This window comes from Tenuifilum thalassicum (genome assembly GCF_013265555.1).
GTDB classification, from domain to species: Bacteria; Bacteroidota; Bacteroidia; order Bacteroidales; family Tenuifilaceae; genus Tenuifilum; species Tenuifilum thalassicum.
Map to the genome: position 1 here is coordinate 607,485 of NZ_CP041345.1, position 13,800 is coordinate 621,284.

A 13,800-nucleotide genomic window follows, 5' to 3' on the forward strand; every position below is an offset into this window, starting at 1 on the left:
AATAAAAGTTTGGGTGTTTCATTTTTGAAAATTAAGTTATTATCAAATATCAAAATATTAATTTTTAACATGTTATCCATGCGAAATCTATCCTATATTTTTATCGGCCTGCTCTTGTTTTCAAGCTGTGGCAGTATCTCTACTAATAAAGAAATAAAAGTTTCAAGCTTCCCTGTAGAAAAGGAGCTAGTAGGCAAATGGGTTTCACTTGAGAATTCCCAATTCCCTGACTACATTGGGATAGTTGATTCTTTCATCCTTACTAAAACATTTCAACAAAGCGATAGCTTTCTATTTCAACTTTACATCAAAAATTGCCATAAACAATATCTACGATTTGGCAAAGCAGGTAAAGGGCCAAATGAGTTTTTAAACCCAAAGCCAACTGGGCAAGTAGAAACAAAAGGTAATAAAATTGGCCTATGGGTGAACGATTTGTACAAACAAAAATACATGTTTATAAACCTTACCCAGACTATTAATGACAAAAAAACAATAATTGATAAGGAGTTTATCACACCAAAAGAAGCTGAAATTGGTCTTGATGCATTTATCCTAAAAAACAATGACATAGCTGGCACTTCAATGAGCGAAAAAGGGCGACTATTCTATTACAACCATAAGGATAAAACAACCAAATGGGTGGAATATTTTCCTAAGGTCACCTATCCTCCAGTAAAGGAGGAACAGCTTCACAATTTATATTCAAGTACAACGAGAATCAGCCCAAACCAAAAGTATATCGTGTCTGCATTAAGGTTGTTTAAAAGGATTGATGTCTTTAACGATAAGTTAGATCATATTTTTTCTATTACTTTTAAAGACAGCCCCAAAGAACCAAACTTTTTCAAAGACGAAAAGAATCCAATACCTAATAACCTGGTACATTACTATACCGATCTTTTTCTTTCATCAAAATATATCTATGCACTTAATTCTGCCATAACACAAACCGACCTCTCAAAAGAGAACGACACCCGTTACTCCGAAGTTCAGGTATTTACTTACACTGGCGCTCCTATTGCACTATACAAGCTAGACCATTTCATAGGTTCCTTTACTGTTGACGAAGAGAATGGTATAATCTGGGGCATTTCAATGCCCAAAGAAGATTTAAGCACCCAAATTGTTAGCTACAACATAAAATAATTATGAAATCTAAACTATTTTTATTTACGGCACTACTTCTCTCAACAGGAGTGGCTTTTAGCCAAACGTGGAATAACCCATTTTTTGAAATGCAAATTTCAGCCAATTGGAGGAAACCTGACCGGGATTACAGCAGCTACCCTCCGTTAAAATATAACCAAGGGCAGGTGTTACTATACAAAGATGTAAGATTTACACCAGAAGAAGATGAAAAAAACGGTACAATATTAGTTGAAACATTTATAGACAATGATTCTCAAAAGTTATTTTATAATGACTTTATTACTAAGTCATTTAAAACACTAAGTAAAAAACACATCAAAGTCAACAACATGACTTGCTTAAAAGAAAGTGTAATAAAAAAAGTTTTTAGCCAAAAAGGCACGTTGTATTACTACTGTACAAAATGGTATATTCAGGGCTCTAAGAGAGTTTATAGAATTGAATTTGGAGCTTATGACTTGGAAACATATAAAAATCATATAGATGAGGTAGAAAATTTTATTACAACTTTTAAGGAAAAGTAGATGAAACGTTTTAGTATAATATTAACTGTCATTTTATTAAGCTCTTCTGTTATATCACAATTTATGTTTCAAAGATATAGAAAAGCAAGCAAGTCTATGATAGATAGCTTATCGTACAAATGCAAAAAAAATACTGAAGAAAATAGAAAGTTAAAACTATATTTTGTTTATCAAAACAACATATTAAATAAGAAAAAAATAAGTGTATTTTTAAACCAAAGTAGGTTTCTTTTACACGGTGACAAATGCCCCCATCTATTAGTAGCGTGTATTAGTAAAACATGCTGTAGTATTTGTGGGAAAAGGCTTCTTGTTGACATGCTTAATTTTAAAAATAAACACAAGTTTATAAAGATATTAATATTAAGTGACATTCCTGAAAAGGATTTTTTTTCTATGATGGGTATAACAAAAAATAAAAAAGAAATTATTTTTAAATATGATCAAGAAATGTTTCTTGATAATGAAAGTTATTTTACATATCCACTCTTATTTGTCACAAACAATAAAGGTTTAGTAATGCAGCTATTTATCCCAGATCTGATGAAAGAATACAATGAATTATTTTTTGATGTTATATTGCCAGATCTAATTTCAAAATGAAGTTAACTTAAATAAAACTGATGTCCTATGTTATAGAACGATTTATGCGAACTTTTCAGTACTGAAGATAATTTGACATTCATATGGCAAAACTACCAAAGTAGAAAAAGTATCATTTTTTAAAATCATAATTTTTCATTGAAATTGCAACTCTAGAGGTATTTAAAATAGGTGTTTAAACCCCTTCCTCCTCGAAGTCTGCGACTTTGTTGTCCAGAAGTAGTGGCGTAGATACGCTTCGCTAACCTACGCCGAGCAAGGGAAAATTTCCGAAAACCAAGTAAGTTCTCCACTAAAACATATTATATGTTATAAAACATATTTTCACTCTTGACTTTTTGTTAGGGGGGGGTAAATTTGCTTTGTATTTATGTCTAACTTAAAACCATATTTAAACAACAGGAAAGAAGAATATTTACTACATTCGTACCAAGCTCACCAGGTGGGCGCGGTACGCCCGGAGCACCACCGGGGCGAAAGGGTGAAACTAATTTTTGGTATAATAAAATCCTAAATCTTTGTTTAATATGAAAAAAAACAAGACTTTTTGTTTTACTTATCGCATTTTTTCTCATAACTATAGTTAGCCTTCAAATGGCTTCAAAAAAGGCATCTGCTCAACAAATAACTGTTGCATGCGAATATTGCCCCGGGAGTTTCTGTATTATCGATTGGCAATTGTGGTTTGGCTTTTCCCCAATAAAAGTAAATGGTCCTTTGAGACCAGCTCAATAATGTGATTAAATGATGCACTTTAAAGTGCATATTGTAAATTTTGTTTTTATCTTAAAAATTATTATTAACCATGCGCTTATTATATTTCACACTGTTTGTCACTACCAGTTTTATTTTAAATTCTTGTTTAAGCAATAATCATGAAACAGATTTTGCTGATTTTCCAGAATATAATGAAATCTCCACGGCAAATGTGGTTCAATTGCCTAGTATTTTGATTTTCCCTAATTCAATTCGGGTTTCCGATACACTATTATTTATATTAGACATTAAGGATGTGTCGGGATTTTTAAAAATATATAGCAAAAAAGATTTTCATCTTATTAAAACTTTTGGTGAGATTGGGAAAGGCCCTAACGAGTTTCTAAATCCACATTTAAGCTATGTCAACACCAAAAAAAATGTTATTTTTCTTTCAGACGTAGCTGGAAAAAAACTTTATAAAATAGATTTGAAAAAATTAATTTTTAGCAAGGTGACAACTCTTTCAGACTACTCTATCAGTTACAAAGAGTATTACCAATTATTTTCTTCCTTTGCCTTATCTTCAGACGGGAAGTTCTACGCCTCTGGCCCGAAAGGTTATGACAGATTTGTTTTATGGGATTCTGCTTTTAATATTTCAAATCTGGGCGGGAAACCACTCGAGGATTGGGATTTAGAAGAACCCATACGATCATTATTTTATTTTAACTTTCTTGTTTACGATTCTATAAATCATTCTATTTTTTGTGCATATTTAAATAAAGATAGAATTTGTAAGTTTGATATTAATAGTAAAAAAACATTTGAGATTTTTGGGAAAAAACACAAGGATAAACGGCCAGAATCTATCGGCCTCAATGGCTTAAACCAGGATTACCGTGCGTTTGGTGATTTAAAGATTTGGGAAACCAATCTAATTGCTCCATATCTTGGTGATAATCAGATATATTATAAAAATGACGGTTATGAATTTGTTTGGCCACAGAAACTGTTAGTTTTTGATCTTAACCTAAACCCAAAAGTTATTCTTAAACTTAACCATCAAATCTTAAGCATGGACATTGATGAATCCGGACTTTTATATATTCTCACACCAGATGAAGAAAATAAGTTGTACATCTACAACCTTAAAAAATACTTGTAAGGTAAAAACGTTAGTTTCACATGTTCCAGCTTAGGATTATATAAAAACAAATTTTTGTATCAATTAATGTTTTTTTAAAGAACAAAACGATTAGTTTTTCTATATGAAATCAACTAAAACTTTGTTTCATTTACTTGTACTAATTCTGTTTTCTTGTAGTAGAATCAACACAAATAAAGACGAATGCAATACCAGCTTATTAAATAAAAAATTAATCCTGCCCGATTCCATATCAGTAGTAACTAATGATACTATTTCATTTCATAAAACAAGTGAAGTATTAGCATTAAATAAACCTACATTAATAATTACGATTTGGGGTGATTGTCATGTCTGTGCACACAAAACATTTGAGTGGGCTGACTTTATCAATCACAATAAACTAAATATACAGACACTTTTAGTTGTGATCACCGATACCCCTTCATATTTTTTAAGGATTTTTTCAGATCAAATCCCAGAAATTGGAATCGTTGCTATCGACAAAAGAATAATAAATGAAAACAATCTCTGTGAATTAAGACCCGACTTAAATGTTTTCCTTATTGACCCTAATCAGTTTGTTAGAATTCAAGGGGACCCATTTATTTATAAAGAGTTAAAAGAAAAATATTTGAAAATGATAAAAAGTAACAGTTTTGAATAGATAGTACATTGTTTTAACCCCCGATATATTAGACATTATTAAAAAAGGATAAGGTCACCCTTGTCGCCCTTATTCTAATTGAAACTTTAATTTTGCTATAGCATATCCAAAATTGTACTATATTTGAAATATAATTAGCTTAATTTAATTAACCCTGATTTTATGAAAAAAACTATAGTAAAAGCGATCAGCTATTTTTTTTGTATTTACACAATTACGTTTTCATTTCAGTCGTGCAGGACTCCTATTAATAGTGAAAATAACAAAACCGAAGGTGGCGGAGCAAAGGCCATACCCGTTTACGTAACAACAGCTAAGGCAGAGGTAAAAACATTTTACAATGAGCTATGGTGTAATGGTAAGGTTGAAGCAGGTCAGGCAGCAACTCTTAACTTTGAGCAACCCGGGATTGTTAAGGAGGTACTTATCCGCAACGGACAAGAAGTTAAGAGAGGAGATATACTTGTCAGGCTCGACGATAGCCAACAAAGGCTGGCCCTGCAAAAGGCCGAAGGCATGCTTGAAAGGGCTAAGGTAGAAATGGCCGATATTCTTTTGGGCTATAACTCATCGGGTGATACGGCCAATATATCTCCACAGGTTAAACAAACAGCCTGTATACGCAGCGGGTTGTACGATGCCAGGCTAGAACTTAAAGAGGCACAGCTACACCTATCGAAAACGATTATTAAATCGCCTATAAATGGCCGGATTGTTGATTTTGAGGTACAACCAAATAATCCCACATCGATTTACAACAAGGTTTGCAGGATAATAGATGAGTCATCGTTAAGGGTGCGCTTTGGCATAATGGAAACAGAGTTGGAATGGGCACAGGTCGGAACCGAGGTTCAGGTTTCGCCTCTTTCTTCGTCAGGAATAAAAGTTATTGGCCATATAGCTGAGGTTAACCGCATAGTTGATAAAACCGGAATGGTAAGCGTTGTAGCATCTCTCCCAAAGACTCAGCATTTAATACCGGGCATGAATGTAAAGCTATGCATACGTAAAGCCATTCCCAACGCACTGGTTATTCCAATTGAAGCATTAACCCAGCGGCAAAACCGCGATGTGGTATTTGTCATGTCCGATTCTCTTGCCATTTGGAAGTATGTTGAGGTAGGTCCGCGTAATATTACCGAGGTTGTAATTACCGATGGCCTTAAGCCCGGCGAAAAGGTAATAGTAAAAGGCAATGCAACCATTGGGCATGAGGCATGGGTAAAGGAGCTAATATCGGAATAGCAGATTCTTCCAATTTTTTGTAATGAGAACATCCAAAAGAATCTCTGGCAATTCGAGTTTAATGCCGTTTGGGTTCAGGCCATACCCGGTTATCCTTATATTCATTCTGTTTGCCCTGCTTGGCGCAGTTGTAGCACCCAGGCTTTCGCTCAAACTTTACCCTTCGCAAACGGGGGAGCAACTCTTCATAAACTTTTACATGTATGGTGCCAAACCCGAATTGGTTGAGATGCTTGCCACATCGCGAATCGAATCGTCCATCTCGCTGATTGAGGGGGTAAAAAGCATTAAATCGACATCGGGTGAGGGTTGGGGTGAGATTGATATTGAAATTGCCAAGAACTACGACATCGAGAATATTAGAGCAAAAATAGTTGCATCGATTAGAGAAATATACCCCAAACTACCCCATAACATAAGCTATCCCGAGGTTTCAGAAGTAAGCGAATCGGAAAGCTACAAAAAAAGGTTACTGGTATATACCCTTTCGGGCAATTTGCCAAGCTGGCAAATTAAACAGCTGGCCACCAACAACCTGATACCCTCAATCATTGGTATAGATGGTGTTGCGGAAGCAAATATACAAGGAGCAACGGAGTTGGATTGGCAGATATGGCTTAATCACGCTGCCATGGAGCAGTTCGGAATTAGCCCATCAGCTGTAGCTAAAGCACTTAAACCCTATACCCTGTGGGAGGGTGTGGGAGAAACCAGCCTCAATAATTATTCAAGCCACGAAGTTTCAATTACAGGGCCAGGCTTAAACCGAGAAAACCTTGGCAGCATCCCTATCTGCATGGTTAACGGACGACTAATTCATTTAGGACAAATCGCACGCATTGGTCAAAGGCAAAGGGATGCCGATGTAGCCTTTAGAATAAATGGGCAGCCTGCGGTGTATCTTATCATTTCATCAACTCCAAGTGCTAACCAAATTGTACTGGCCGATAAGATTTTCGAAACGATAAAGCAAAAAAAAGAGGAGCTGCCAGGTATCCACTTCGGAAAAACTTACGATGCAACCGACCAGCTGCGTAGCGATTTAAATAAAAATTTAATTCGGACTGCAACTTCGCTAGGCATTCTACTGCTTTTTGTGCTTTTGACATATCGCAGTTTCCGATATCTATGGGTTGTCGGTTTCGCATTAACGGTAAACATATTGCTAGCCGCATTCTTATACTTTCTCCTAAAAATAGAGATTCATCTTTTCTCGCTTTCGGGCTTTACCCTTTCATTAGGACTCATCATTGATAACACCCTTGTGACCTTAGACCATTTAAGGGCTAAGGGTAATATGAAAATCTTCACGTCGCTTTTAGCAGCAACCCTCACCACCATTGCCGCATTGGCATCGATATTTTTCATGCAGAGCGAGCAGGCCACAAACCTGGTTGACTTTGCCTGGGTTATAATAATTAATTTAGTAATTTCACTGCTTGTCGCTCTGTTCCTTATTCCGGCATTACACAAAAAGACAACCGGAACAGAAAACAAAAAGCCAAAATACGCTCATCTTCGAACGTGGGTAAAAATAGCAACTGGCTATAAATCGTTTTCGCTATTTGCAAGCAAGAATAAACGGTGGGGAATAGTGTTAGGAGTACTAATAATAGGCATACCAACATTTTTGCTTCCAATCAAAATCGAGAGTGAAAGTTTTTGGGCTAATCTTTATAACAAGACTATAGGCAGTAACACCTACCAGTACGAGATAAAACCCATTACAGATAAGATTCTTGGGGGTACACTGAGGCTATTCTACAACAGCTCCTGGGCGAATCATTCGTGGAGTATTCCCGAAAGAACAAAACTTAATGTGGTGTTCAAGATGCCCGATGGCGCAACTCTTCAACAAGCCGATGAGGTTGCCAAAATTTTCGAATCGCACATACTCTCTTTTGAAGGGGTTGAAAATCTGGTAACCAATGTAAACAGGAGTAGAGGCACTCTAACAATTTATTTTGACAAGCAGGCGGAGAGCACTCCCCTGCCCTATGAGCTAAAAGCATACCTGGAGCGTTTATCGATAACTCAAGCAGCAGCCGATTTTTACATCTATGGAGTAGGTTTAGGCTTTTCCAACAGCACCTCAACAAATTTCGCCAATTCAATAATTACGCTTAAGGGATACAGCCATAAAGCACTCATGTCTTGGGCTTTACAATTTGCCGATAGCATTGCCAAAAACCCCAGGGTAAACAAGGTATGGATTACCGGAGGCGAAAGATGGCTTTTTACTGATGAATTAAAACATTATTCAAATTTTGATACCGAAAAACTGCTATCGCGTAACATTAATCCGCAATCAATTTTTAGCAAACTTTCAAACTACACAAAATCCAACGCATGGCATGGTTGGATACCCATTGAAAACCATGTAAAAAGGATGGAAATTTCTTCCGATATAGAATTGCTTAGCGATTTTGAAATAAACCAGCTGGTAATGAATTTAGATTCTTCAGGAGTAAGAGTAGGAGATGTTTCAACATTTCATACTCGCTTTGTTAGAGATAACATATACAGGGAAGATCAGCAGTATATCATAACGCTAGCCTATAACTTAATTGGTCCCGACAAATTGATTGAAAAGACGCTTAAAAAGCAAATAGAAAAAATAAATTCGGTTCTCCCCCAGGGATTTTTGGCCAAGGCACCATATGTTAATTGGAGTACCGAAAAGGATTTATGGAGCTACTACCTCATCTTTCTAATGCTGCTTCTGATTTTCATTATTTCGGCTGCACTATTTGAGTCGTTGGTTCAACCTCTTACCGTAATTTCAATAATCCCACTATCTTTTGCCGGGGTTTTCCTTACCTATTGGATATTCGAACTTCCATTCGACCAAGGTACAATAGCTTCGTTTCTTCTACTTGGTGGACTTGTTGTGAACTCTGCCATATACATTTTAAACGAGATGAACCATCTGAACAAAAATGCTGAAGCTCCCTTACGAAACTATTTTAAGGCATTAAGATACAAGTTAACCCCTATCCTATTAACCATTTTATCGACCGTTCTGGGACTTCTACCTTTTGTGATATTTGGGGAAGAACCATTTTGGTACTCATTAGCCCTTGGAACAATAGGCGGGCTGATTTTCAGCATTCCTGTAATTCTGATTTTTCTGCCTGCTCTACCAGGCGTGTTAAAACAAAATAGAAAACAACATTAATATGGTACGCTACCTCATAAACCGACCAATCGCTGTAATAATGGTTTACCTTGCAATGCTACTGCTGGGCATCTACTCTGTTTTTTTTATTCCTGTTTCTCTTTTACCCGATATCGACGCACCAGAGGTAACCGTTAAAGCAGATTATCCTGGCAAGTTGGCTAAGGAGATAGAACAATCGGTTACAGCACCATTAAGATTCCAGTTGCAACAAGTAGGCAACCTCGAATCGTTGGAAAGCGAAACTCGCGATAACGAAGCTGTAATATCCTTGCGATTCAAATACGGGACCAATGGGGAAAGAATATTCTTCGACGTAAACGAGAAGGTTGACCTGGCCATGTCGACCATTCCGCGTGAAGTTAGCAGGCCAAGAGTAATCAGAGCCAGCTTATCGGACCTTCCGGTTTTCAATGTGAATATAACTTACAAAGACACAGCTGCTAAAGCCAAACAGTTGTTAGAGCTTAGTCAGCTCACCCGTTTTGTCCTACAAAAGCGCCTCGAACAGCTACCCGAGGTTGCCTTTGCCGATGCATCAGGTTTTATTCAACCCGAAATAAGGATTACCCCCAATCAGGCCAAACTTGATGCGCTCGGAATTTCCTATGCCGAAATAGCCGAAGCCCTTAACAATGCAATGTACGACCTGGGAAGTATCAGATTTAAACAAGGGCAAATGGTTTTTGACGTTACCTTTGAGTCGAGTATTGTCAAACCCGAAGACATTGGAAACGTTCTACTAAGCGTTTCGGGCAGGGTTTTCAATCTGAACGAACTGGTCACAATCGAAACGCTCCCCCGAACACAACAAGGAACTTTCCTGCTTAATGGAAAACCTGGAGTTAACCTTGCCATACTTAAAACCTCAAATGGAAAAGTATCGGAACTAAAACAAAGTGTAATTAATTTACTTGACCAGTTTAGGACCGATTATCCTGAACTGGAGTTTAGCATAACCAACGACCAATCCTATATACTTAACCTATCGATTGGCAACTTACGAAACTCTTTGATTTTAGGGTTAATACTTGCCATTGGGGTTATGTTCCTTTTTATGGGAAGCTACCGTAGCCCATTATTAATGGCAGTAACCATTCCCGTTTCGCTGGTAATTTCCATGTTCTTTTTTCATATTCTCGGTTTATCGGTTAACATCATCTCATTGGCCGGACTAATTCTCGGGGTGGGTATGATGATTGATAACTCAATTGTTGTAATAGACAATATCAACCAATGGCAAAAGCAAAACATACCGTTTGAAGAGGCAGTTGTAAAAGGTACCAACGAGGTGGTAACACCTTTGCTCTCCTCAATGCTAACAACATGCTCGGTTTTTCTACCGCTTATCTTCCTTAGTGGTATTGCCGGTGAAATGTTTTACGACCAGGCCGTTGCCGTTTCAATCGGACTTATCGTGTCGTTTTGGGTTTCAATCACGTTAATGCCAACCCTATATTTCAACTTACATCAATTTAAAAAAATCGAATCCGCAAGACCAATTGTTAACCTAAAACAACCATTCCTCCGCGGGCACTTCTTTGTTGAAAGGCATAAGGGTTTGATTCTATCCCTTTCATTTGCTCTTGTGCTAGGGCTACCTATCATCTTTAAGGGAATGGATAAGCAACAAATCCCATCGCTATCGCATAATGAGTTAATGGCCAGGATAACCTGGGGTAACAATGTAAGCTTTGACGAAAACCTTAAAAACATGCTCAAGCTTGAGTCAAATTTAAAACCATTTGCAAGGCAAATCGCTGCTTACGTAGGTCGGCAGCAATTTTTACTAATAAAAGGCTTCGAGCAAGAGGAGGGTGAAACAATCCTTTACATCGAGCTAAAAAAGGGTATAAATATCGACCAAACAACAAACGCCATTCAGCTCTTAGTAAAACAGATGGCAAGTAATGCCAGGGTTAGTTTCACCTACCCCGAAACTGCATTCGACCGCATTTTTCCCAATTCGGGTTACACCCTAATAGCCAAGTTCTATCCAGGAAAGAATACCGGCAGCATTTCAAAAGAGACAATCCAAAAAATGAAAGCGATGCTATTGGAGTTAAATGAATCACAGATGAGCATCACCTCATCAGACTCAACTGAACAGATAGCCCTTCGGATAATTCCAGAGCGCTTATTGCTTTACCAGGTTGACTTAGAATCGGTAATTAATGCGGTAAGCATGGAGCTAGGTACCATGCAGCTTTCACAGCTAAATTTTGAGCAACAGACCCTACCGATATCCTATGGTAATAAAGTAAAAAAACTAACCGAGCTAATAGACCAAACCCGGATAAGAAACAGCCAGGGAATTCAAGTCCCTATAAAAGAGCTGATTGATGTACAATTCATCAAAGCGCCCCGTACCATAAAAGCAGACGGGACGGGAGTGTATGTCCCACTATACATAAATACCACTGATGATAACGCGGAAAATGTAGTTGAAAAATTAAAAAGTTCAAAATCTGCAAGCGATACCTATACGCTGGGAGTTGAAGGCGAGTATTTTAAATCGAGGAATACAATGGCTGAACTTCTAGTAGTGTTGCTTGTATCGGTGATGCTGCTGTACTTTATTCTAGCAGCACAATTCGAGTCGGCCTGGCAACCCTTGGTGGTTCTCATTGAACTCCCTATCGATTTCTCACTTGCTCTTCTGGCATTATGGTTATTCGGGGGTTCTATTAATTTAATGAGCTTGATAGGGCTGGTTGTTATGGGGGGTATTGTAATTAACGATTCCATTCTTAAAATCGATACCATCAACAGGCTTCTCAAGAATGGAATGGGAATTGACGAGGCCATTGAAAAGGCAGGTATTAGAAGGGTTAAGGCCATAGTAATGACCAGCGCAACCACCATTCTGGCCATGTTGCCAATACTTTTTGGCACGGATATCGGTTCAGAGCTTCAACAACCAATGGCTATTACAATAATGGGCGGTATGTTTTTAGGTACAATGGTCAGCCTATTTATTGTACCTTTACTTTATAAATTACTGTTTGGGATTTTTAGTATTAATAAAAACAAAATGGGGTAGTACTTAATGGTTCTATTAACAGTATGCATCTTCAATCTTAAGTATTGGCAATTTTATGCATCAGCCTATTGCAAATCCTTAAATAATGTAATATTAGATAAGTTATTCCTTTTCCAAAAAACACAATAATAATACTTGGAAAGCGCCCTTAAACTTATCATATTCTCACCATAGAAACCTCCATGTTTACATCTACAAACATAGCGACGATCTCCACTGGTACGCTAATTTCTTCACCCCTTTAGCTTTAGTTGGTTCCTGGTTTAAAATTAATGCGACTGAACCAATGATTGAAACAAATAATGAGATTTTTTTCATAACAAACTCATCTATTAATAAAAATGACATACACTCTTTCGCCTCGGTTGTGCCTCCGGTTGTGCCGCCCACACCTTGTGGGCTAGAAACAAATGTAGTTAAATTTTTCTTTTCCTGTGTCTTAATGTTGTTATATGGTTAAACATAGATGTAAGACATAGTTAATCCCTCCCCATAACAAAAACTAAGAGGTAAAATGTGTTTTATAACAATATGTTTTAGTGGAAAACTTACTTTGTTTTAGGAAATTTTCCCTGAATCTATTTATATTCTGCTCAAGTTAATAAGGATATGGATGGAAGTATTAATTGTGGAATTGTTGTGGTTGTTAACAAAAGCGAGTAAAAGAAACCATAGAAACTTAGGGAAAAATCAGCTCAATAATAAAAAGGTAGAATTTGTCTGCTATTTTGCATATATTTAGCTAATTAAGATATTTTAAAGGGCGCTGTTGTAAAATTAGCTGAAAGGCATAACTAACGTTTTACAGAATAACCATACTATTCCCCTTCCTTAAAATAGATTGAAATGTTTGGTATTGAGTAAAATATGAAACAAGAAACAAGCAACTTGTAAGTTTACTTTATTTTTTACTAATCATTTACTAGCAGACATCGCGAAATAAAAGAGGCTATCCTTTTTTAGATAGCCCCTACTGGAGTTAATTAAATCTTGCTTAAATAAGAGCTAATCAAAAGAAGCCCTATCGTTATAATAGCAATAAGTAGTGTTCGAGTTTTTATTTTAATTTCGTCATTTGGTTTTTTTATAATAATATATAACAAACCTACAATTGCTATTACAACTACCAAACTGACTCCGTATAACATGATTTTATCCCACATATTTTTTGTGTTTTAATCACCTGTTATCATGCATTCTGTGAAATCTGCCACAATAATGGCAGCGCCAATCCAACCAGCATAACGGCTTGCTATTTTACCCGCAGCTTTGATAATTACAGCCTTTGAGGCTTGAATTGCTGCAGATGAACCTACAGCCGATATTAATTCAGAAAAAGCGGCAACGTCTAATACTTCCATAGCACAGTTCCACGCACCTTTTGAACTTTTTAGCAACCTTTTTTCTGAAGAGCTATTAAAAATGTTTGTTTCAAAGTGTTATAAGTTACACACTTTCGTCCCAGTTGTGCCTCCAGGTTTACAGCCCCCACCTGGTGGGCTAGGCCCGAATGTAGCAAAAATTTCCTTTTCATGTTGCTTAATG

At 36.9% G+C, this 13,800-nt stretch carries 9 protein-coding genes; 8 read left to right on the top strand and 1 reads right to left on the bottom strand.

The genetic code is table 11. The annotated features are described in order from the left end of the window. The first annotated feature begins 78 nt into the window (after nucleotides 1-78). From FHG85_RS02540 to FHG85_RS02575, 8 genes are all read left to right on the top strand, one after another. Nucleotides 79-1,149, top strand: coding sequence for a BF3164 family lipoprotein (locus FHG85_RS02540; protein WP_173072705.1), 1,071 nt, complete (start codon nucleotides 79-81; stop codon nucleotides 1,147-1,149). Between the two features lie 2 nt (nucleotides 1,150-1,151). Then, nucleotides 1,152-1,676, top strand: a complete 525-nt coding sequence (locus tag FHG85_RS02545) for a hypothetical protein (RefSeq protein ID WP_173072707.1) — start codon at nucleotides 1,152-1,154, stop codon at nucleotides 1,674-1,676. After that, the gene (locus FHG85_RS02550; RefSeq protein WP_173072708.1) at nucleotides 1,677-2,279 is read left to right on the top strand and encodes a hypothetical protein; all 603 of its coding nucleotides are present in this window, start codon (nucleotides 1,677-1,679) and stop codon (nucleotides 2,277-2,279) included. It abuts the gene before it with no gap. Between the two features lie 805 nt (nucleotides 2,280-3,084). Beyond that, nucleotides 3,085-4,143: a BF3164 family lipoprotein gene (locus FHG85_RS02555; RefSeq protein WP_173072710.1), complete on the top strand. Its 1,059-nt coding sequence runs from the start codon at nucleotides 3,085-3,087 to the stop codon at nucleotides 4,141-4,143. Between the two features lie 103 nt (nucleotides 4,144-4,246). Beyond that, complete coding sequence (locus tag FHG85_RS02560) at nucleotides 4,247-4,789, top strand: hypothetical protein (RefSeq protein ID WP_173072712.1); 543 nt, start codon at nucleotides 4,247-4,249, stop codon at nucleotides 4,787-4,789. A gap of 162 nt (nucleotides 4,790-4,951) precedes the next feature. Further along, nucleotides 4,952-6,034 carry an efflux RND transporter periplasmic adaptor subunit gene (locus FHG85_RS02565; RefSeq protein ID WP_173072714.1) on the top strand — a complete coding sequence of 361 codons (1,083 nt, stop codon included), beginning with the start codon at nucleotides 4,952-4,954 and terminating at the stop codon, nucleotides 6,032-6,034. 22 nt (nucleotides 6,035-6,056) lie between these two features. Next, nucleotides 6,057-9,212 carry an efflux RND transporter permease subunit gene (locus FHG85_RS02570; protein ID WP_173072716.1) on the top strand — a complete coding sequence of 1,052 codons (3,156 nt, stop codon included), beginning with the start codon at nucleotides 6,057-6,059 and terminating at the stop codon, nucleotides 9,210-9,212. 1 nt (nucleotide 9,213) lies between these two features. Further along, nucleotides 9,214-12,255: an efflux RND transporter permease subunit gene (locus FHG85_RS02575; RefSeq protein WP_173072718.1), complete on the top strand. Its 3,042-nt coding sequence runs from the start codon at nucleotides 9,214-9,216 to the stop codon at nucleotides 12,253-12,255. A gap of 1,175 nt (nucleotides 12,256-13,430) precedes the next feature. Here the strand turns inward: FHG85_RS02575 and FHG85_RS02580 are convergent. After that, a complete protein-coding gene (locus tag FHG85_RS02580) occupies nucleotides 13,431-13,616 on the bottom strand; it encodes a hypothetical protein (protein WP_173072720.1) in 186 nt (61 codons plus the stop codon). Between the last annotated feature and the right edge of the window lie 184 nt (nucleotides 13,617-13,800).